Origin of the sequence: Sphingomonas alpina, assembly GCF_014490665.1 — a bacterium.
Taxonomy (GTDB): domain Bacteria; phylum Pseudomonadota; class Alphaproteobacteria; order Sphingomonadales; family Sphingomonadaceae; genus Sphingomonas; species Sphingomonas alpina.
Genome location: NZ_CP061038.1, coordinates 3,787,680 through 3,809,831 on the forward strand (window position 1 = coordinate 3,787,680; position 22,152 = coordinate 3,809,831).

Annotated in this window: 11 protein-coding genes; 1 reads left to right on the top strand and 10 read right to left on the bottom strand. The window is 64.3% G+C overall.

Going from position 1 to position 22,152, the window contains the following annotated elements:
• Nucleotides 1-25 precede the first annotated feature (25 nt).
• From H3Z74_RS17675 to H3Z74_RS17720, 10 genes are all read right to left on the bottom strand, one after another.
• Nucleotides 26-12,334 (bottom strand): filamentous haemagglutinin family protein, encoded by a 12,309-nt coding sequence (locus tag H3Z74_RS17675; RefSeq protein ID WP_187760888.1) that lies wholly within the window; start codon nt 12,332-12,334, stop codon nt 26-28.
• 22 nt (nt 12,335-12,356) lie between these two features.
• On the bottom strand, nt 12,357-12,833 hold the full coding sequence (locus tag H3Z74_RS17680; protein WP_187760889.1) for a hypothetical protein: 477 nt from the start codon (nt 12,831-12,833) through the stop codon (nt 12,357-12,359).
• An 8-nt stretch (nt 12,834-12,841) separates the two neighbouring features.
• Nucleotides 12,842-14,404 (bottom strand): putative porin, encoded by a 1,563-nt coding sequence (locus H3Z74_RS17685; RefSeq protein ID WP_187760890.1) that lies wholly within the window; start codon nt 14,402-14,404, stop codon nt 12,842-12,844.
• A gap of 28 nt (nt 14,405-14,432) precedes the next feature.
• Entirely contained in the window at nt 14,433-15,155 is a 723-nt protein-coding gene (locus H3Z74_RS17690) for an energy transducer TonB (RefSeq protein WP_187760891.1), read from the bottom strand.
• Between the two features lie 3 nt (nt 15,156-15,158).
• Complete coding sequence (locus H3Z74_RS17695; RefSeq protein ID WP_187760892.1) at nt 15,159-15,563, bottom strand: ExbD/TolR family protein; 405 nt, start codon at nt 15,561-15,563, stop codon at nt 15,159-15,161.
• Nucleotides 15,564-15,572: 9 nt separating this feature from the next.
• Complete coding sequence (locus H3Z74_RS17700) at nt 15,573-17,369, bottom strand: DUF2341 domain-containing protein (protein WP_229726648.1); 1,797 nt, start codon at nt 17,367-17,369, stop codon at nt 15,573-15,575.
• A 32-nt stretch (nt 17,370-17,401) separates the two neighbouring features.
• Nucleotides 17,402-19,003: a ShlB/FhaC/HecB family hemolysin secretion/activation protein gene (locus tag H3Z74_RS17705; RefSeq protein ID WP_187760894.1), complete on the bottom strand. Its 1,602-nt coding sequence runs from the start codon at nt 19,001-19,003 to the stop codon at nt 17,402-17,404.
• A gap of 438 nt (nt 19,004-19,441) precedes the next feature.
• Complete coding sequence (locus H3Z74_RS17710; protein WP_187760895.1) at nt 19,442-20,419, bottom strand: FecR family protein; 978 nt, start codon at nt 20,417-20,419, stop codon at nt 19,442-19,444.
• Nucleotides 20,416-20,892, bottom strand: coding sequence for an RNA polymerase sigma factor (locus H3Z74_RS17715; RefSeq protein WP_229726649.1), 477 nt, complete (start codon nt 20,890-20,892; stop codon nt 20,416-20,418). The genes H3Z74_RS17710 and H3Z74_RS17715 overlap by 4 nt, the downstream gene beginning before the upstream one ends.
• A gap of 123 nt (nt 20,893-21,015) precedes the next feature.
• Entirely contained in the window at nt 21,016-21,654 is a 639-nt protein-coding gene (locus H3Z74_RS17720; RefSeq protein ID WP_187760897.1) for a DUF1826 domain-containing protein, read from the bottom strand.
• Nucleotides 21,655-21,727: 73 nt separating this feature from the next.
• Here H3Z74_RS17720 and H3Z74_RS17725 point away from each other — a divergent pair, with 73 nt between their 5' ends.
• Nucleotides 21,728-22,117, top strand: coding sequence for a MerC domain-containing protein (locus tag H3Z74_RS17725; RefSeq protein WP_187760898.1), 390 nt, complete (start codon nt 21,728-21,730; stop codon nt 22,115-22,117).
• Nucleotides 22,118-22,152: the final 35 nt, after the last annotated feature.

The following is a 22,152-nucleotide window of genomic DNA, read 5'->3' on the forward strand; positions in this document are numbered from 1 at the left end:
AAGCGCGAACGCCCCGCCATTCCCGTCAGCTGGAGCGCGTGCGGCGCAGGATGATGGTCTTGGGCCCGGTGCGCATCGCGGTGATGCCGTGCCGTGCGAGCAGTCGGCTCAGTGCCTGTTCGGGGGTCATCTTGCCGCGCACCGCCGGCGCCTGGCCTTGAGCGAGCGCCGCGTCGTCATACAGGATGCTATACCCCGACGCGCGCCCGACCGCGCGGACCGCGCTGCGAATATCCTGCTCGCCAATGTCGAACGGCATTTCCTGCGCAACCTGACGCAGCTCGGCGACTTTGATCGGAGGTACGGCAGGGGCCGGTGGAGCGGCCGAAGAGACGGTGGTGTCCCCCCTGGGGCAATCGCGCGTCGCGGGATCGCACGCTTCGCCATAGCCGGTCACCCGCACCTCGATCAGCGACGGCGTCTGGTTCATGTTGTTTTCGCGTACCTTCGCCGTCGCCTTGGTGATCGCGGCGATCACGTCGTTCGACTTGGCGGAAAGTTCGCCGGTATCGAGCGAGGTGGGCGGCGCGGCCGGCGTGATCGGCAGGCCGGTCTTCACGCCGGCCACGTCGATATTGTCGGTGCCGAGGATCTGGACCGCGAAGACGTTGAAATTGCCGCTGACCCGGATCCCGGCATCGCCAGCATCGACGATCCCATTGGGTGCGATCAGGTCGACATCGGCCGGCGGCGATCCTTGCTGCGTGGCCAGCGTGCCGATGCCCGCGCCGGTCGGCAGGCCGGCCGGTTCGCGCTCCATCGCCGCCCATTGGCTGAGCGTGTAATTGTAGAATTGCGGGCTGATCGAGGTCTTGGCGCCCTTGCCCGCGGCGATGTCGCCATAGGACGACCAGATCATGATGTTGCCGCCCTTGGTCGTCAGCGTGCGCGATTCATTCAATGTCACGCTGTTGTGCGCGAACAGGTTGATCGCACCGCCATCGGTGGTGACGATGCCCGAGCGCAGCGCATTGCCGCGCGGGCTGGCTTCCGACGGCTGACCGTTCTGGTCCGCTGTCGCGGCCGGATTGGACAGCTTGATCGCGCCGCCCGGCGAGACGATTTCCACCTTGCCGCCGCCGAACGACATCACCCGGCCGGCATAGGTCTCGTAATCGCCGATCCAGCGCGAGTCACCGGCGGCAAGTGCCTGGTCGGCCTTCTTCTCGGCCCCGGGGAACAATGTCGCGATCGCATTATAGCCGCGGAACGTGGTGCCGAGGCGGTCGCTCTTGGGATCATTGGCCTCGCGCCCGGTGGTGCGCAGCTCGAGGAAGAAGATATCGCGATAGAACGGGGTCTTGAAATCGGTCGCAAGCGTCGACCAGTAACTCCAGGCGGTGTCGAGATAGGCGTATTGTTCCGCCTTGGTCTTCAACGGATCGAGTCCCTGGAGACGCCGTACATAATTGACCAGGCCCTCGCGCCCCTCGGGCGTGGCGAATTCGCCCTCCGCCCCGGCAGCGCGGGGATATTCCCGGTCGAACAGATAGGTCGGCAGTTTCTTGCCCAGCGCACCGTCGTCGAGCAGATAATCGGCGATCTTGCCGGTCGTTTCCGGGTTGAGATAGGCGTCCTCGAACGCCTTGTACGATGGCGTCTGGTTGAAGCCGGTGCTGATCGCGATGTCCGCAGCCGCTTCGTCGGGCTTCCAGGCCGAAGGTGGCGCAGGCACCTGATTGGACGGAGTGCTGTCCGAATAGACACCGATCCGGCTGCTGGTGATGCCCAGTTCGTTGCTCGGCATGTAGAATTCGGTGCCAGCCTCGATCTCGAGCCGCCCAGGCCCGGAAAGAGTGATGTGCCCCCGGTTGAGAATGGACTGGGTCGCGTTGTCGTTGATCCCGTAATTGGTATCGAAATACAGCCCCTTGCCGGTACGGACCAGGCTCAGATCGGTGCGATTGTTATGCTGGATCGTGTAGCTCGGAAAATAGACATTCCCGCCGGCTTGTACCCACATTGCCTTGGGCAATGTGATGCCGGCCTGAGTCGATGTGACGACATCCCCGCGCCCGGCATAGATCCGCACCGGGGTCGCGTCCCCCAGATGCAGATCGGGCACGATGGTCTGAGTGAAGAGTTGCCAGCCCGGATAGTTGAGACCGCGGCCCGCGACGAGATAATGCACCCGCTCGACATTGCCGTAACCGGCATTGCTCGGGTTGGATGCGGTGCGCAGCAAGCGCTCCAGCGCCTGGCTCATGATGATGCCCTGGCCACCGCTGCGATAGTTGGGATTGTCCTGCGCACTGTCGGCGAGCATCGGGTTGATCGCGGTCGTGCCATAGCCGATATACACATTGCCGGCGGCCAGCAGTTCGAGATTGCCGCGCGCTGCGGGCGCCAGCATCATCTGGCCCAGCGACGACACATCGCCCGCCGCCGCCACGGCCGTGACCGTAGCCGGACGAAGCTCGTAACCGATCGTGCTCAGCCCGCTTTCGGGCGTTTCGTTGTTGCCGATGAAATAATTCGGCTGCAGGCCACTGCGCTTGGTGAGGATATCGATATTATAGGCGTTGTTCCACATCGTCACATTGCCGCCGGCCGAAAACAGGCTGACGGATGCGTCGGGCGTATAGCTCTGGAAGGCGGCCGCGTTCTGATCGGACTCGCCGTTGTTGATATAGGCTCGACCGATCAGCGGATCCATCACCGCATCGATGTTCAGATCACCGCCGCTCTGCAGCTTGAACTGGCCGGATGAGGTGTAGAGCAAGGCATAGGTCGCATAATCGATCTTCGTGTCTGGCCCGGTATGGATATAGCAATCCTCGCTGCTGCCGCAGCCGATGCCGGGCGCGCTTCGATCGATCACCCGCGCAGTGCCACCGGACAGGAATGCGCCGCCGGCGGTGATGTCGCCGGTACCGTCGCCGACATAATAGACGCCGCCCTTGATGTTGCCCCCGGCGCGCATGCGCAGATTGCCGCCACCGGTGGTCACCAGCGTGCCGACCGGCTCGCCGTTCACCGTATTGCCCGGCAACCGCCCGCTGGTCGGGATGGCGACACCCAGATTGGAGATGTCGCCACCGGCGTCGATCGCGACGTCGCCGCCGCCCAGCGCGCCGATGCCGCCCTGGAACGCGCCAAAATCGACCCACCAGCTGGTTTGCGCATAACCGTCGGCGGTTTGCTCGAACAGGCTGGTGGTCGGATTGAGGCGGAACCGCTGCCGCAACCAGCCCGCGGGTGTCTGCGGTGTCGGGCTGGCGATGATGTTGCCTGCGGCGCGGACCGAGATATCGCCGCCATTGACCGAATACGTCGCACCCGCCGGCGCATAGAAGCCGGCAACCGGCGCCGCATTCTCGCCGGCGGTGTAGATGACCGACGCACGCTCCTTCAGGATCAGGTCGCGGCCGGACGAGACATTGATCCCGCCGGTGCCGGTACGCACCATATAGCCGGTCGAATTATCGCGCTGGGTATATTTCGCCCGGGCAAGAGGGTTGCCCGAGTAGCTCAGCGTGCCGTCCTGCTCCTCGGATTCATACCCGCCACCCCATGAGTAGAAAACCCAGGGCATCGGCCGCCGCGCATAATAGCCGGTATCGACATAATCACCCGTCACCGGGTCCTTCGGGATCGGCTTGCCGGACAATGGGTCGAGATAGGCGCCGGTCACCGGATCCCGGTCAAGCTCGAGAAAGCCGGTATGATAGTTGGATTGATTGGGGTCGCGCAGGAAACGCCCCTGGCTGTCGGTACGATACAGCCGGTTTTCATTGCCATGCGCGGGATCGTAGAAATATTCGATCGTATCAGCCTTGCCGCCGATGATCACCGATCCCTTGCCGGCTGCGAGCTGGCCGGTGGCGAGAACCGCAAGTGAATCCGGGCTGACCAGATTGGCCCCCGCCGTCAGGTTGATGCTCCATGATGCGTTGCCGTCAAGCGCGGCAGTGGTCGACGTATCGACGAAACCATCGCTGAGATTGGCGTTGATCAGCAGGTCACCCTTGGCCCTGAGCGTCAGCACGCCGGCGCTGCCGTCGAAACGCAGGTCGTGCAGGTTCCAGTCCTTGGTCAGTTCCATGTCGCCGTCGCTGCGCAGCTCGATACCCGCAGCAACGCGGGCAAGGCCGCCAAGCCGGGCATTGATCGCGGCGGCGTTCTGCATGAACAGGCCCGCATCGGTGGACACTCGGTCGATCACACCCTGGTCGATCGTACCGATACCGTCATACACGCGATACGCCTCGGCAATGACCGAGCGTGCGCCGGTGATGGTTCCGCCGATCGTTCCGATGGCGAGGTCGTTACCGCGCTGCGGCGCGCGCAACCGGACGACCCGACCGCCAGGCCCGGTGCCGCTGACATCGATCAGCGAGCCGGCCAGCAAGTCGATTTCCCCGCCATTGCGGCCGGCGGTTTCGACGACCACCGATCCGCCCGAGCCGGCAGCAGCATTGGCGCGCGCCAGCAATTGGCCGGTGGGGCCCACGATCACGTCCTCGGCGGCGGACAAGCGGATGCTGCCGCCATTGTCGCCGACCGTGCGAACCGTGCCATTGACCGTGATCGAACCATTATTGGTGATCGCGGCGAACTCTTGCACATTGACCGTGCCGGTAATGTCGAGGTCGCCCTGATTGATCTCGAAGCGCCGGCTCTGCAGGAAACCGCCCGTATCGAGAATGGCGTTCAGCGCTGCGAAATCGGACAGGCTGCGTGTAACCAGGCCGAACGATCCGCTGCGGCTGCCTGCCGCCGCCTTGCCCAGAATGGTGCCGCCCAGGCGCACTTCGCCCAGGCCCGCCGCTGCAGTGAATGTCCCCGCATCGCCACCCGCCCTGGAGCCCGACACGTCGACCTTCGACCCGGCGATCAGGTTGATGTCACCCATATCCGCGGTCAGGCCGACGGTCCCGGCCCCGACGCCGACCGACTTGTCGAACAGTTTCACCGCGTCGCTGGTGACGTCGATCGTCGATCCCGCAGCGAGCACGACATCGCCGCTGCGCGCGCGCAGATTCACGGTGCCGCCGGTCAGCCGGATCTGGCCAGCATGAGTAACCGACGCACCAGTGATGCCGAGCGTCGCACCGAACGTGCTGTAGACTGGCAGCACATTGGCGTTGCTGGCGATATTGACCGCCCCGATCGCATCGAAGAACAGCCGCGATCCGCTGTCGGCGACCAGCCCGCCCGATGTCAGATCGAGCGCACCGGGCACGAACACGGTGCCGTCACCGCGCCCGACGATGCGTTGCGCGGCGTTGACAGTCAGCCGATCGATCCCGGAGAGCCATTTGCTGCCGCCCTCGAAATAGACATTGTCGGCGTTGATGGTCAGCTTGCCCGCCCCGGCGACCGCCTCGGCGGTGCCGCCATTGCTGTTGGCGAGCGTGATGCTCCTGCCGCTCAGCGTCGTTTCGCCCGACCCGTCGATAATGCGGAAGGTCCGCGCGTCGAGCCGCAGCGCATCGGTCGCGCTGAGTGCGGTGTCGCCGTAAATGTCGATGCTGCTATAGCTTTTGAGCGTGATTTCGCTTGCGCGACCCAGCGCGCCGATCGAACCGCCGGCAAACACCAGCCCCCCGGTCCCGATTGGCACTGCGCCCAGCGATACGCGCGACGACGCCGCGCTGATCTGCTTGGCGTCGATCGTCGCGCCAGCACCAAGCGTGGTGTCCTGAGTCGCGTCGAATGCAATCGCGCCGCTGCTCTTCAGGGTAGCGCCATCGGCAATGTCGAGCACGCCGCTTGGGCGTAGCGGTGCCAGGCCGAACTGCGCGCGCTTGGCATTGACCGCGGCGAGCTTCACCGGATCGGCGCGCAGCGCGGCCATCTCGTCGACCGCCTTGGGATCACGCAGGATATCGATCTGCGCGCCGCTGGACAGACGCAGCACCGACCCCTGATCGAGCACGCCGTGCACGAGCACATCGTCTTCCGTCGTCCAGGGTTTGCCCGGGTCGATCAGCTTGGCGATGCCGGGCACGATGCGCAGGTCGCCGGAATTGCCGGTGATGGCACCGCGCGTCTCGATGGTGCTGCCGTCCTTGACCCTGATCGCATCGCTCGAGGCGAAGATCAGTTCGGGTCCGACCAGCTTGGAGCCCTTGTTATCGACGACGATGTCGGTGCCCGACACGACGAGTTCGAGATTGGCCGCGCCCTGGCGGCGCGTTCCGCCGATCAGCAGGCTTTCCGCGCCAAAGGCATTGAGCTTGTCGCTGTCGAGGATGAGATAGCCCGAATAGCCGCTCGTGTCCGTCCCCGCCCCGGCCACCACGATGCGGCTCGAATCGATATCGGCAAAGCCGCCGCGACCGCCCTTGCCCGCCGCCGATTTCAGCGTCGCACCAAGGTTCAACGTCTTGCCCGCGCGGAACACCACGCTGCCGCCGTCAAGCGGGATACGGGGTACGTCGCCGACCGGCCGATTGACGCGCAGCGCCTTTTTCAGAAACGCGGGCGAGGTGAAGAAGGTGTCGGCGAGCGACTCATTATACCCCGACCGGAGCCGCAAGGTCGCGCCCGGCATCACCAGGAAGCCGGTGTTGCGCTGGTCGCGCGCCCCGCTCATGCCGCCGTGCAGGACATATCCGGCCTGGATCGACGACCCGTCGGTCTGGTTCGCGAACTGGCCGAGCTGCATATCCTCGAAACCGGTCCCGCCATGTTTTGCAGTGACCCGGAATGCGCCGGGCAGCAGTGCATATTCGGCCGGGAGCAGGGTGTAGTAACCGGCCTTTAGGCCGCTGCCGCCGGACAGATACACCTTGTCGCCAATGCCGGGGCCATTGCCGGGCGTCGTACCAAGCGGCGCGATATCGCCCTCGAACGACGGCATCACCGCAAAGATCTCGCCCGGCGCCGACACCCATTGGAAATTGGCATCGCGATAGCCGGTCAGCCAGTCCTTGGTGCCGCCGATGCCGGGGACGAATTCGCGCGCATAGAGATTGCCCCCACCCGATACATCAAGCGTCGACCCGGTCTGCATGTCGACCACATCGCCGGTCAGCGTCACGGTCTTGGTCGGCAGCGTGACAAGTTCGAGCCCGCTATACGGGTCGAGCCAGGTGTCACCATTGCTGGTATAGCCATAGGGAATGAGGCGGCCATCGGCGGAGACCGAAGTCAAACTGCCGGCCAGCAATCTGATGGTGCCCGCGCCGGCACTGCCGTCATTGGTTGCGACCAGGTTGAGCGTGCCGAGCGGCGAGCGCAGGATTCCGCCCTGCACGATGCGCGGTGCGGTGAGGGTCAGTTCGGCTGCCGCCTCATAGGGGCTGGCGTTGATCGCATTGCCCGCATCCTGCGGCAGGATGGTCAGTGTATCGCCCGCCTTGATCGCGAACTTGACGCCGGTGCCGGCATAGACTTGATCCGCTTTCAGGGTCAGGTTGCCGCCTGTGATCAGCTGGCCGATCGGATGCTCAAGCGCGGTGACGCTGAAACCGGCGAGGCGGATGTCTCCCCCGCTCGTCAGGCTGGTGTCCGAATAGCCGTAGAAATTCGCATTCTCGACCTGGAGCAGAGTCCCGGCGCTGATCGCGATGTGCGTATTCGCATTGACCGGCGCGACGCCGATTCCCTGCAATGCGATGTCATAGGCGGCCTGATCCACGGTGCCGGTGCGACCGGTGCTGCTGCCCAGCGTGACGATGCCCGCGTCCAGCTTCACATTCGCCCCGACCTGCCCGAAAATCCGGTCGGACTTGATATCGATACGATCGAAGACATAGCTCCCATCGGCCCGTTTTCCGCCAATCGCGACATCACCGACGAACATGACACCAGGCGATGCCGACAGGCCGAAGCGTGAAAAGCCGCCCTGTTCGATTTTGGCAGTCGACAATCGAGTCTGCGCCGGCGTGCTCGTATTCACCGGCATGAACTGGAATCCGCCCAGGTCCTTGAGCAGGTGGAACAGGCCGGAATCGATCTGCGGCGCCGCCGGCGGCGCGGCCGTCACCGGTGGCAGGTTCTTGCCGATCATGAACACCGGCGGCGCCCCCAGCGCACCGGCATTATAGTTGGTCAGGATCGAGATCAGTTCCTCGGCATTCGCCACGGTGAAGCCAGGAGCGAAATCAAACGAACCCCAGCCGCTGAAATCGATGTTGCTGAGATCGGTACCGTAGAAGGACGTGACCGGATTGCCCTGCTTGTCGGTGAAATAGCCGCCTTCGAAGAGATAGCCGATATAGCCATAGGCAGCCGATGGCGCCGGATAATTCGAACCGCCGCCGCCATAGGTTCCGCCCCAGTCGATATTGAACGTGCCGCCGCGTGCCCCGGCGCCGCCGGCAGTCGCCAGATAGGTCGCATCGTCGATCGACAGCGTCTCCCCGGCGATCGAGATCGTGCCGCCGTTCGACGCCAGCGTGACCGGACCGCGGATCACGCCGCCATTGGCGTCGGTGACGGGCAGGTCGAACCGCACCGTGGTGCCCGACACATCGAGCAACGCGCCTTCGCTCAGCCGCACATTGTCCGCATTCAGGCTGATCGTGCCACCGTTCAGGATGACGCCGTCGGTCAGGCCCTGCCCGGACGACGACACGCCCATACGGGTGACATAGGACGTCCCGCGCGCGAAGAGCTTTGCCGTAGCGGCAATATTTACGGTACCCTGGCCACCGCCGAGTGTGATCGCACCACCCGGCGCATCGAGCGTGCCACGCACGTCGATCACATCGCCGATCATCTTGATCGTGCCGCCCGCCTCGGTCGACAGCACGCTGCCTGCCCCGATCGTCGTGACGCCTTCGAAGCCGATATCCATACCGCGGCGCAGTGCTGCCGGACGCTGCCCGATCGGCACGTAACGCGCCTCGGCCAGAGCGAAGATATCAGTCCCGGAAGGGGCGAAGACCGCAGGCGGTTTCCCGTTCAGCAGTCCCGCATCCTTGAACTGCAGGCTGGCGCTGGTGGCGTTGATCCTGACGCCCTCGACCATGGTGATCGTCGGCGCCTTCAGCGAGATTCCCGAAAAGCCGCTATTCTCGAAGAACGACGCGGCGATGCGGAACGGGCCACGGCCAGTGCCGGACGCAGCGCTCGGCGCACCACCGATGACGATCGCATCGGCAAGCTCCAGGCTGAACTTGCCGTTGCCGCCCAGACCATAGGCGCGCGCCGATGCGAGCGCGCCGAGATCAAGCTTGTCCTGTGTCCCCATGCCGGCCGAGATGCTGATGTCGCCACCCTTGCCGAGCGAGATATTGCCGTTGCGGTCGGCCCATGCGCCGCCGCTGGTGTCGATCACCATCGTGTCGGGCATGACGAATTTGAGATCGCTGAGATCGACTCCATCGACAGGCGGCGCGCCGTCGAAACCGCGGCCCGATGCAAACAGCGTCACCTTGCCGCCATTGATGCGCGGTTCGGCGGTCAGCGCGAGCGGTGATTCGACCTCAAAGTCGCTGTACCAGGATCCGCGCGTGTCGAGCCGGGTCGCGGCATCGAACTCCATGGTCATGCCGCCCAGCGTGACATTGCCGCCTTCGGTCCGCACGCTGCCAAGGAACTTGACGCGCTGGCTGGCGTCGATCTCCAGCGACCCGCCATGCTGCAGGACGAGGTTCGCGCCCTTCTCGACCGTGACGGCCGTTTCCGGGCTGTCCATGCGGCCGCTCTGCCGCAGATAATAGCTGCCCATGGTCGAGCGATTGAAGAAATCGGCCGACGCCAGCGTACTATTGTCCTGCCGCGCCCCGGAGCTGCCGCCGGGTCGGTCGGTCGCGGGATCGAATTCGACCCCGAACAAGGCGTCATAAGTATCGCTCAGCTTGTCCTTCAGGCCGAAACCGGCGCCCAGCGCCCGCTCCTGCGCCTGGATCAGGATATTGTTGCTGACATATTCGCCTTCCGCATTGCCGGCATCGTTGAGCCGCAGCACGCCGCCCTTGGGCAGATTGGCGTGCTGATAGCGGCCGACCGTGGTGCCGCCGAGCATCGATCCCTGCAACACCGAATCCGGCGCCAGGATATTGATGCTGCCGCCCTTGCCGCCCTCTTCGTAGCTGGTCTCGAACTTGCCCTGCACGCTCGACATCAGCGGGATGTAATAATCGCGCTGGCGGCCCCATTTGGTGTCGTACTGGGTCCATTGATTGGCCAGGCCCATATAGAGCTCGTCCGGGCTGGCTTCGCGGATATCGATGATCGTGCCGTCGAGCCGGCGCAGCAGCGTCGTGTAGACGAAGCCGTCCTGATAAATGGTCTTGCCGCCCGAGACGTCGATCACCGATCCCGACTTCATGATGAAATCGTCGCCGATGTCCATGTTCAGCGTACCGCCGTCGATCAGGAACTGCGCCAGCGTGCCCTGGTTGAGATTGTCCAGGCTCTGCCAGCCGGCGACATTGGTGCCGTAGCGGCGATCGACGCTGATTTCCTTGCGGTACAGCACGCCGTCGCGCTGCATCGGCGAATCTGCGAGCTGCGCCGCGAACAGCTTCCCGGTGACCTGGTGATAGCCCATCGGCAGCACCGTGGATTTCCAGCCGGACAGGTCGATCGTGGCGCCCTTTTCCATCAGGAAGCGGGTGCCGTCCTCATTATCCGGATTGGCGCCTTCGCCGCGATTATTGTCGAAGACATGCTGGCCGCTGTCGAGCAACACGTTCATCGTTCCGCTCGGCATGTAGATCATCGAATCGTCCTGCATATGGACGGCGCCGGCGTTGATCTTCAGCGTGCCGACGGACTGCCGGCCGGACGTGACCGGAATCATGTCCTTCGAATCGAGATCGGGCGTGATCTGGGTCAGGCTGCCCTTGCCGAACACAACCGTGCCATGGCCCGGGACATAAGGCCCGTTGATCTGGTCACCGGCATATTCCTGATAGTCATAGGCATAGGCCTGGAAATTGATGCTGGCGCGAAACAGCGCGGTCGAGGTGAGCGTGATTCCGCCCATCTGCTCCAGGTTCATGCCGCGAAAATCGACGCTGCCGCCACCGATCCCGGCAATGATGCCTTCGTTGCGGGCATGGAAACCGACCTCCGCCGCGCGCTTGTTCTGCAGATCGTTGACATATTTCACGAGCTGCCCGGGCAGGCCGCCACGCCCGCCGATGATCGCGGTCATTTCCTCGAAGGTGAAGACGTGCCCGATCTCGTACTTGGTTCCCGTGATCGTCAGGAACAGCTGCTGATATTCCTCGTTCGTGACGACGGGCGGCATGCCGAAATAGGGGATATTGATCCGTGCCGAGGCCATTGGATTATAAGCGCCGATAAAGGCGTTGACCCTGCCGTTGGCGCCGTTCGCGAGATAGATATTGTCGCCCGCCGCCAGGATGACCTGGCCCTCGTTCCGGACCGTGATGGTACCGCGATTGACGACATTGGGACCGAACAGCATCACCTTGCCGCGGTCGCCGGTGGTGATCGAGCCCTTGTTCCCTATAGTGACGATGTAGCGCGTCGGATCGTTGGGGTCGAAATAGAGCGGTGCGGGGTCGTCGAGCTGGAGAAAGCCGTCGACCACGTCGGTACCGTAGATCCAGCTGTTCGAAAAAGTCGGATTGGTCCGGTAACTGTTCTGGTCGCCGATCGACACCAGCCCGTTGGTCAGGAACTGGCTGTCGCGTATGTCGAGCGCCGATGCGATCACCTGCTGCGCATTCACGCTGCCGTTGATCGCCAGGCCTTCGCGCGCGATCAGGTAGAGATGGCCATCGGCCTTGATCGTCCCGTCGATCTTCGTCGTGCCGGTGGCCAGCGACCGGTTGAGCGCGATCCAGTCCTTCTTTTCCTGCTGGAACTTGAGCACCTCGCCCGCCTGGAGGCTCATATTGCTCCAGTTGAGGATCGCCTTGTCCTTGCTCTGGATGATCGTCGTGGTGTTGCCGTCGACATTGACGTCCGACACGCCGCGCCCGGTGACGAGCTGGCGTACGTTGATCTTCGCGTCCTTGCCCATCAGCACGCCGTTATCGTCGAGCACGAACACCCGGCCTTTCGCCCGGATCTCGCCATTGATCTGCGATGCCTGGTTGCCATGGACGCGGTTGACCGCGATCCAGTCGGCGGATTGCTGCTGGAACTCCAGCACCTCATTGGTCTGAAGCTGGAACTTCTCCCAGTCGAGCAGCGCCTTGGACTTGGTCTGCTCGATCGTCATCTGCGGCCGACCGTCGGTCGACACGCCGATCACCGGCGTCTTCGCCCCCGACCATTGCGACACCTGGCCATTGGGCAGCGTGGTCCGCCCGGCCTGCATCGCGATCAGCGACCCGAACGGCTGCGACTGCGCCCGTGCGGGCGCCGGCAGGAAACTGACCGCGAGCGACAGCGCGGCAAGGCTTGCCCCACCCAGCAGGCGTGACTGGCGGATCGTCTTGGGGGCGAGGATGACCATAAGAAAGCTCCAGCTAACGCGATTATTTGGGGTCGGTCGGTACAGGCTTGGCCTGCGCGTCCGCCGGATTTGTGGGGGCAAGTTCGCGCTCCATCTGCGCGGCGACGCTGGGCGGCAGCGTCGCCTCGGTCACCCGCGCGGCGCGCAAGCGGTCCTCATAGGACTGGACGAGATTTTCCAGCCGCACCCGGCTCGACTGGATGAACGGCTCCCACGAACGCCGCTTTGCGTGTCGGGCGAGGATTTCCGAGGCGATCTTGTAGAGTTCGGCATTCCGGTCGCGCGCCAGCACGAGCAGTTCGTCCTTGAGCTTGATCTCGGCGCGCAGCGCCTCGACCTGCAAACGCGCATTGTCGACCGCGACCTGCTGGCGAAGATAGCGTTCCTCGCGTTGGGCTTCGGTTTCCGTTGGTGCCGGAACCGATGCCGCAACCGGAACATCGGGGGCGGTCGCCTGGATCGGCGCAGCAGCGACCAGGGCGGCGAGAAGGGTGTGCATCATGACCCTCAGAACCTGGTGCTGAGGTTCAGCTGAAGGACATCGACGGAGAAGGGTGCGCGCTCGATCGAGTCGGTGCTGTACCAATTCACCCCGATTGAGGTGTTCTTGTAGATGCCCAGTTCACCTTCGATCAGGTAGCCCTTCACATCGGTGCCGCCCAGGCCGAAATCACTGTCGGTGAAGATGTCGAGCACGGCATCGGTCTCGACCCGCTTGTAGGCGGCGGCAAACCGCCAATCGCCGCGCTTGGTGACATGCGCCTTGCCGACATCGAGCCGGACCTGCCAGCCGAGAGCACCGGGCTTGATCAGCGAATTGCTGTCCAGCCGGAGCAGATCGGCGCGACTGATCATCGCGAGATTCTTGACGATATCGCCGGTCAGACGGACCCCCGTGTCGCCGAACCCGGTATAGGTGATCGCGCCGGTCACGTTCAGCAGGTTGAAGTCGGAGGCGAGCCCGGCCAGCGTGGTCAGCCCGTCAGTACGCATGTTGAACAGCGAGTTGCCCTTCGCCAGTGCGCCGGGCGCGGTGTAATCGTTCAGGCGCGACCCGTCGGGTGCGTTCTTGATGCTGTTGATGTTCTGATAGTCGTAATAGGCCGCCGCCGCCTCGAGATGCAGGTCGTCGATCACGGTGCCGCGCACGCCGACCTGGCCGGCATAGAAACGCCGGTCGCGGCCGAAAATCTCATTCTCCTGCAGCGGAAAATAGCCCGCCGTCGCAAAGATGCTGCGATCGCCGCCCAGGCCATGTTCGAGGTTAAGCACCACGCCCTCGGGGTTGATGTCGGGATCCCAGACCATGTCGGTCGACACGAACGGATTGGGGATGCGACCACCAATCAAATTGACGCCCTTGACCGGCGTCAGCCGGACAAAGGCGCGATCGATCCAGATCTGGTCCTTGTTGAAATAATCGCCCAGCGTCTTGTTGGTCGAGATCGCGCCGGCATCGTCGCCCGAGGCAAGCTGCACGCCGACCGACACGAAATCATTGATCTTCGCATCCAGGCCGAGCCGCGCGCGGTAGCGCACCCGGTGCCGGTCGATGGTCGAATTGATGATCGGGAAACCGGCGGCATTGGTGACGCCGCGCGCAGCGTTGATCGCGTTGAAATCCGGAAAGCTCGGGAAATTGCCGACCTGATGCAGCGGATCGCTCTTGGGGAAGAACTCGCCCTGATAACGCAGCCGGAAATCACCGGAAATGGTCAGGCCGTGCAGCCAGTCGGGCATCGCGTTGGGCGCGATCCAGCCGCCGGTCTTCGCCTCGGCGATGACCTCTTTCTTGATCTGCTCGCGCAGCTCCACACGGGTTGCTTCGGGCACATAGGATACGTCGATCGTCGTCGCACTGGCCGGCGCCTCGCGTTGACGGCGCAGTTCGGCCGCCACCTTGGCCTTGGCGAGGAGGTCCTGCGCCTTTTGCGCCGGGATCACTCCTTCATCGACCAGCAGCTGGAGGATTTCGACACCGATATCGTCAGTGCTTTGCGCATGAGCAGGTTGCGCCGCGACAAGGGCGGTACCGGCGAGCAGCAGCGGCATGAATCTGCGAGAGAACATGTGAAAATTCCTTTGATCGCGCGCGGCGTCAGCCGGTCAGGCGTTTCATGTTGATGGTTGCGAAGGTCATGCCGCCGACCTTGGGCGGGCGACCGCGGGACAAGGGTGGCAGGGATGAAAGAACGTCACGGATCGCGAGGTCGAGCTTGGGATCGCCGGTGCTCGAGCGCAGGGCCGCGGACGTGAAGCGGCCATTCTCGTCGATCGACACCGCGACCTTCAGGAAGCCCTGAGCGGTGCGGGTACGCGGATCGCGCTGCAGCGCGCGGCGGACATGGGTTTCGACGAACTCGCCCCAGCCACCGCCGCCGCCGCCGCCGCCGCGGCCGAACAGCCCACCCCCGCCGCCGGCGGCGAGCCGGAAGCTGTCCGATCCGGCATCGGCCGGCTTGTCGAGCCCCGCCGCCTCGGTGCTCGGCGCCTCGGACGGCGTGTCGCTGGGCGGGTCATCGGACGGCGTATCGACATCTTGTTGCGGCTTGGGGTCGTCGGTCGGCGTGACGATCTCGGTCTCTTCCTCCATGATCTTCTCCTCCGGCTCAGGCGGAGGAGGCGGGGGCGGCGTGACCAGCGTGATTTCCTGGATGACACGCTCGCGCTGCGGCGCGCCGCCGGTCGGCCAGACCAGCCAGGCCAGCAGCGCCAGCACCACGACGACGCCGATGGCGATCGCGACGGGCTGGTACCGCCGCCAGCCGGGACCGGCTGATCCGGGTGCGGCCAAGCCGGCATTGGGAAGCGATGCGGCCACCGGTCAGGCCTTGGTACGTTCGGTGACGATACCGAGCTGGGTGATCCCGACCCGGCCGCAAATGTCGAGCACTTCGGCGATACGGCCGAACTGCGCCACGCGGTCGCCCTTGATCACGACCGGGAAATCCGGCGTGACCTGCTTGAACGAGCGCAGCTGCGATTCCAGTTCGTCGAGCGACACCGGGAAGGTGTCGAGATAGACCGCGCCCGAACTGTCCACGGTGATCGCCTTGGTCGTCGGCTTTGCCAGGCTGACCGAGGAGCTCGCCTTGGGGACGTTGACCTTGATGCCCTGAACCGCGGCAGTGGTCATGATGATGAAGATGATCAGCAGCACATAAGCGAGGTCGAGCATCGGCGTGATGTTGATCTCGTCGTACGGCTTCTTCTTTTTCCCGACTTGCATGATCGCCTCCTATTCGGCCGCGAGGGCGTGAGAGGCGGGCTGGTTGCGATAGGTCTCGGCGAACCTCTTCTCGAGCTCGTCGACGAAGATCAGGTTCTCGGTCTCGATCTCCTCGACCTTCGAGAGGAGATAATTATAGCCGAACAGCGCCGGGATCGCGACCGCGAGGCCGGCGACCGTCGCCAGCAGCGCGGCGGCGATGCCCGGTGCGATGGCGTTGATATTGACGTCGCCCGCCGCCGCGACCGCGGCAAAGGTGATCATCACGCCGAGCACCGTGCCGAGCAGCCCGATGAATGGCCCGCCCGAAATGGCGATGGTCAGCAACACCATGCGGGCGTTGAGCTTTTGCCCCTCGCGAGCCAGCCCGGCGTCGAGCGTCGAGCGGATCGCGGCGACCGATTGCGGCGCCAGCGCAAAGCGGCTGACCGAACCCGAATGCTCGTCCAGGCGCGCGCCAAGCTCGCGCTTGCCGATCGTGAAGAGCCGGGCCAGCGTGCTGTCGCCCGACAGCCGCGCGACGTCGGGGTCGGCCAGCCCATCATGCGCACCGCGGCCCTTGGTCTGGTCCTGATAGACTTTCAGGAAGGATGCGTTGGCCTTGCGGGTGCGTCCGAGGAACATCCCCTTGGTGATCATCACCACCCAGGACAGCAGCAGCATGACGCCGAGAATGCCGATCACCACCCAGGCGTCGAGCGTCAGCGCGCCGAACAGGATGGCGATGTAATTGGTGTGGCCGCTGCCCGCCTGCTCCGCTTCCACTGCAACCGTCGCCAGCGTGGAGGAGCGGCTTTGCGACGAAGCGGCCAGCGCGATCGCCGAGGCGGACCGCGCAGTGTTTGCCCGGCCGACTTCGTCCACATCGCCGGCAAAACCCGGCGTGCCGCCGATCGTGCCGATGACTTCGTCACCGCCCAGCGCAGGGAGCTTCGCGGCGATCGAGCCGACCGCGACACCGTTCACATAAAAGGTCACCGCATCGCCCGCGACCACCGCGACATGCGCCCAGGTCCCGGCCGCCAGCGGCACCGATGAGACCGCTTCGCCGCCGCCCCCGCGAACATAGGGAATGCCGTCGCGCAGCCCGACCGTCAGTCGGTTGGGATCCGCATCGCCGGCCGCGCCGAGCTTGGTGTAGAGCACCGCATCGCCGGGCTGGCCGCCGGCGGCCGGCTTGATCCAGGCCGACCAGGTCATCTTGCCCTCTGCCGGCACGGTCAGCGACGCACTGGCGGCGACGCGGAGCTGGCTTTGCGGCGTGAAGGTCGCCCCGCCGCCCGACAGGCCCTCGACCGTCTGCCGCGCGGAGAACGCCGCGATGCGATTGCGATTGGCGGTCTGGTCGGCCGGCGCACCCGCCTCGCCGAAATGCAGCACAAGCGACTGCTCGCCATCATAGCTGGCGGCGGGATTGCTCACCGGCTTGGCCGCCTGGTTGCCGTAATAGAGCCAGATATCCTGCGACGCCCCCGGCGCGATCGAGGGCAGGTCGACCCAGACAAGGCCAAGCTCGGCAACCGGATCGAAGCGCTCGATATGATAGTTGAGCGGCGTCTTCCCGTCGCTCGCGACGAAGCGCAGATCGCCGCCATCCGGGCGGACCTGGCTGAAATCAAGCACGCCGCTGTGCAGCCGCACCAGCACCGGCGCACGGGCGACCGCTTCGGTCTGGCCGCGGATCGGCCGGCTGTCGAGCACGACCTTGCGACGCTGCGTCCACTGGTCGTTCCACCAGCCATCGGCCGCAAAGGCGGGCACGGAAACCGTGAGCAGTGAAAGGGCTATCAGGATTTTCTTGATCACGTGTTGCACCCCAAAAGAAGCGGCCGAAGCCATCAGAATTCTGACCAGAGACGAAATTGCCCGCGCACCCGTTTGCCGACATCGATCAGCGTCGACTCCGGGCGGACCAGCGGTATGGACATCAGCAGCGAGGCATTGAGATGCCCCAGCACGCGCAGGCGAAGACCCAGGCCGGCGCTGGCCAGACTCTCGCCATTATCGACCTTGCCGTTCAGGTCGGTGAGCGGATCGCGGATCCACAGCCGCGCGCTGTCGAGAAAGGCAAAGCCGCGCAGCTCGTTGACGCCTTTGCCGAATATCTTGTGCAGCGACGGGCTCTCGACATCGAGCTGGCTGAAATAGCCGCTGTCGCCGAGCGCCTGGCTTTCATAATAGCCGCGCACGCTGTCGAGCCCGCCGGCACTGAACTGTTCGTTGCTGATCAGCGGCTGGCCGGAAAGCTGGCCACCGAACTTCACGCCGACCTGCACGTCGCCCGGAAACCGGTAACGATAGGCGAGATCGGCGCGCAGATAGGCCCAGCTCGCGCTCGCCGAGAAGCGCTTGAGGCGGAATTCCTCCTCGTTCGCGTCGAGCCCGCGAATGCCGAAATTGAGCGCGACGCTGAGATCCAGATCGGACTTCGCGCCGCGCCGCGCGAGGGCATATTGCGCGGTCAGCGGGATATAATCGATCGGCGTCGCTGCGGTGTCGCTGCCGAGGATCAAGTCTTCGCGGAACGATTTGTAATCGGCGCCCAGCGTCAGCGTGTGGAAGACATGCTCGCTCGACGAGAAATTATAGATGCCGCGCAAGCCGAGAATGTCACCGCTGCCGAGCACGCCGATGCCGCCGATCGCCGCCACATCGCTGTCGGAATGCACCGCATAGCCGACGATGGTGAAAGGTGATCCGGCGATCGGCGCGGCATAGGAGCCCGAAACAACCCAGGATTGCTTCGGCTTTTGCGGCGCGAACTGGCCCTGGATGCTGATGCTGTGATCCATCTGGAACAGGTTCGAATAGCTGACCGAGGCGGAGGCGCGCAGTCGCTCGGTCCGGCTGCTGGTGCGGTCGTTCAGCTCGAACGTCGCGTGCAGCGGCAGCTTGTCCTCGACCTGCAGGTCGATATCGACCGTGCCGGGCGTATCGCCGGCGCGCAGCGCCGGGGTGATGGTGCGATCCGCCGATTTGTTGAGCGCGGCGACATCGCGGTAAATGGCGGGATAATTGGGCACCGAGCCCTCGGCGATCGATGGCGCCCGCGCTTTGATCGCACCGGGTGAGATATGGCGAGCGTCGGTGACGCGCAGACGTCCCACGCGTAGCTCCACCACGTTGAGCCGGACGATGCCGCCGCGCACATCCTGTTCCGGGATTTCGACATCGACGGTTTCATAGCCCTTGTCGCGATACGCCTTGACCAGAGCCGTGCGTGCGCTCTCGACATCGGCCGGGCTGCGCTTCGGGCCGAGATAGGGGAGCACGGCCTTTTCGACGTCGATCCGCGCCAGGACCGTGTTGCCATCGATGCGATAGCGCAGAATGTCGATCTTTCGCTGCGCGGCATCGCCGGTCGTCGCGATCGGCGCGTCACCGGCCGGCGCGTCCTGCGCAGCAGCAACGCTCGCCCCGGCCAGCAGGGTTACAGCCATCCCAATACGATACGCGATGTGCATCAATGCCCCCCAGCCGCCCCGCGGACATCGCGAGCCGGTTTCATTCCTCAGCTGATTCGAGTCCCTGTCCTCAGCCGACGTCGGCGAACTAGGAATGAATTGTATAAGTTTTGTGACAAAATGTTGCTCAGAACACTAATTCTGATAAATTTTCGGAATAATTTCCGATTCTGCCATTTATTTCTTGGTGATCTTTGTCAGATTGTATTCGGCAATACTTATCTATCTCTTGGACCGATCCTATCAGCGCAAGATTCTATACGTAGATAGCAGCCGCGGCGTACGCCGATTTGCTTCATTTATATGGCAAAGCACGAGGCGTTATCGCCCTCAGGATCAAGGACGAACGACGCCGTTCAAACCGCACCATGGCGGCACGATTTTTTTCATCGGTGCTGAATTATCGGAGAGGCGCTACCGCGCCGGCACGCCCTGAAGCACATAGCCGTCGCTGGTCTCGACCGCCCGCAGCCCATAGATCGCGGCAAGATTACGCGCGAACGCCTCGCTCTCGCCTGTTTCGAAAACGCCGCTGAGCCGCGCATTGCCGGGCAGCGCCTCACGCAGCACGATCGGCCGCGCGCTGTAGCGATTCATCTCCGCGACCGCCGCCGGCACGGGTGTCGCATTGAACACCAATTGCCCGCGCCGCCATGCAGTGACGTCGTCGATCACGGGCCGGTCGATCGCCGGACTTGTCCCCTTACCCAGCCGCAGCCGGTCCCCGGGATTCAGTGCCAGCCGCGGCCTGGCAGCCCCGGTTTCGCCGACCACCACCCTGCCGCTCAGCAGCATGACCTCGATGCCGCGCGCGTCGCGGCGCACGGTGAACACCGTCCCGACTGCGCGGATATAGTCGTTCCCCACCTCGACATAGAAAGGCCGGGCAGGATTATGGGCGACCTCGAACAGCGCCTCGCCGCGGTCGAGCACGATGCGCCGCCGCTCGGCGTCATAATCCACCTTGAGCTCGGTATCGGTGTTGAGAACCAATTTGGTCGCATCGGTCAATCGGATCGTCCGCTGCTCGCCGATCGCCGTCGCATAGACAGGATCGGCAACCATGAATTGCTGCGAGAGCGCGACCACCGCCAGCAGGCAGGCCATCGCCGCTACTGCCCAGACAGGACGAAAGCCGGTCGCGAACCAGCGGCGCGGCGCAGCGGTTGTGCGCTTCGGTGCCGGCGCGCGTGCGATGACCGTGCCGAGGTCACGGAACGCCGCCGCCGCATCGGCAAAGGCCGCACGGTGATGCGGATGCTCCGCGATCCAGCGTTCGAATCCGGCATCGCGCCGGCCGGCGGCGCGGTTGCCGGCGGTGCGGACCAGCCATAGCGCGGCTTCGGCTGCGACGGCATCGCTGGACCGCATCGCCGGATCGGTCACGCTCATGCTTCTTCCATCCATTTGGTCAGGAGCAGCATGCCCTTCGCCAATCTCTTTTCCACCGCGCTCTTGGTCAGGCCATGATAGCGCGCGATCTCATCGACACGCAGGCCTTCGAGCCTTTGCGCGCGCAACATCTGCCTTGTCAAAGGGTCAAGCGCGGCGAAGGCATGGTTCAGCGACTCGAGCCGCTTGCTCGATATCCACACTTCATCGGGCCGCGGAGCATCGTCCGGTACGTCGAATTCCATATCCGTTTCGACAAAAGGCGAGCGCGCTCGCCGGCGGCTTGCGTCGATCGCCAGATTGGATGCCGCGCGCACCATGAACGCCTCGGGCTCGCGGACCACGGTATCGCTGCCGTACCGCGCAAGCCGGAGATAGGCGTCGTGCACGATATCGTCGATGTCCTGGTCGGGCACGCCGCGCCGTCGCAACGCCTGCCCAACGCTCCGGAGCATTTTCTGCAGCGATGCCATGACACCCCAAGCCCTCGCCGCCAGCCGGCGACCCCCGAAAGCCGCGGGCACCCGCAACCTTCCTGCAACCCTGCCGTGCCCTAGACGACGAATATGACGGATCGGTTGCAGGTCGTTGAAGGATCAGAGACGCCGCACCCGATCGTCCGCCGCAACAGGATCGATGACCAGCAGCAGCCGCTCCGCATCCGTCGCGTCGGGTGGAGGCGAACGATGGACGATCGCTCCGTCCCCTGCCCAGCCTTTGCCCTTGAACAGGCCGACCGTGCCGGTGCCGAGCTGATGCTGGTCGCCGGCCGCAGGGGGATGGTTGCATCCGCGGCTGAGCCACTGCGTGCCCGGCCCGATATAGGTGCAGATCAGCCGCGCGGTGACATAGTCGGAATGCCATTTCCAGCAGGCACGGCCCGTCACCCGCTCAAGCCGGATCTCGATCGACGCACTGCGCAGGATCGCTGCGAAGTGCCGTGCGAGCATTGCGACATCCGCGATCAGCGGCGCGTGCCAGCTCTCCTCGTTCGTCAGTCGGGCCGTCAGATCGGCTGTCACCTGTGCACCGGTGGTGACGATACGAACATCATCGAACCCGGCCAGCGGGCCATGCCGGAGCGGAGACGTGCGCTCCCACAGCGCCAGCGAAATGCCGTCATCGGCAATCCGCTGCAGCACGGTCGCGTCCGACCCGGCAATCATATGACCATCGGCAACCGGAATGACCGGCGCCGCCGGGCGCGCTGAGACGATCGTCGAAACCTGATTCATGCCTGTCCTGACTTGTAATGATATGATGTATCATTACTTGAGCTGAACCCGGAAAAGCAAGGTGCAGTGCGATATGACGACGAACAATGACTCGGTACCGATCGACTGGGTCGAACGCGCGGCGATGAGTGCCTCGCTGCTGTGCCTGGTTCATTGCCTTGCACTGCCCTTCCTGCTTGCTGCGCTCCCGGCGCTGGCCACAATCGTCCCCTTGTCCGAATCCTTCCATCTCTGGGTCCTTGCCTTTGCCGTCCCCGCCTCCGCCATTGCGTTGCTCAGCGGCATGACCCGGCACGGCACGACCTGGCTGCTGGCGCCCGGCACGATCGGGCTGGCGCTTCTCGCCAGCGGAGCGATCCCGTTCGGCACCACGCGTTGGGAAACGCCGCTGACCATCGTCGGCAGCCTGATACTCGCGGGCACGCACCTGCTGAACTGGCGGCTGCGTCACGCCGCGCGTTAGAGCGTCGGCAACATTTAACGTGCTAGGGTGCGGGC

Coding starts and splice junctions, on each gene's coding strand:
- H3Z74_RS17675 (WP_187760888.1), bottom strand. CDS start 12,334: ATGGTCATCCTCGCCCCCAAGACGATCCGCCAGTCACGCCTGCTGGGT.
- H3Z74_RS17680 (WP_187760889.1), bottom strand. CDS start 12,833: ATGCACACCCTTCTCGCCGCCCTGGTCGCTGCTGCGCCGATCCAGGCG.
- H3Z74_RS17685 (WP_187760890.1), bottom strand. CDS start 14,404: ATGTTCTCTCGCAGATTCATGCCGCTGCTGCTCGCCGGTACCGCCCTT.
- H3Z74_RS17695 (WP_187760892.1), bottom strand. CDS start 15,563: ATGCAAGTCGGGAAAAAGAAGAAGCCGTACGACGAGATCAACATCACG.
- H3Z74_RS17705 (WP_187760894.1), bottom strand. CDS start 19,003: ATGGCTGTAACCCTGCTGGCCGGGGCGAGCGTTGCTGCTGCGCAGGAC.
- H3Z74_RS17710 (WP_187760895.1), bottom strand. CDS start 20,419: ATGAGCGTGACCGATCCGGCGATGCGGTCCAGCGATGCCGTCGCAGCC.
- H3Z74_RS17715 (WP_229726649.1), bottom strand. CDS start 20,892: ATGGCATCGCTGCAGAAAATGCTCCGGAGCGTTGGGCAGGCGTTGCGA.
- H3Z74_RS17720 (WP_187760897.1), bottom strand. CDS start 21,654: ATGAATCAGGTTTCGACGATCGTCTCAGCGCGCCCGGCGGCGCCGGTC.
- H3Z74_RS17725 (WP_187760898.1), top strand. CDS start 21,728: ATGACGACGAACAATGACTCGGTACCGATCGACTGGGTCGAACGCGCG.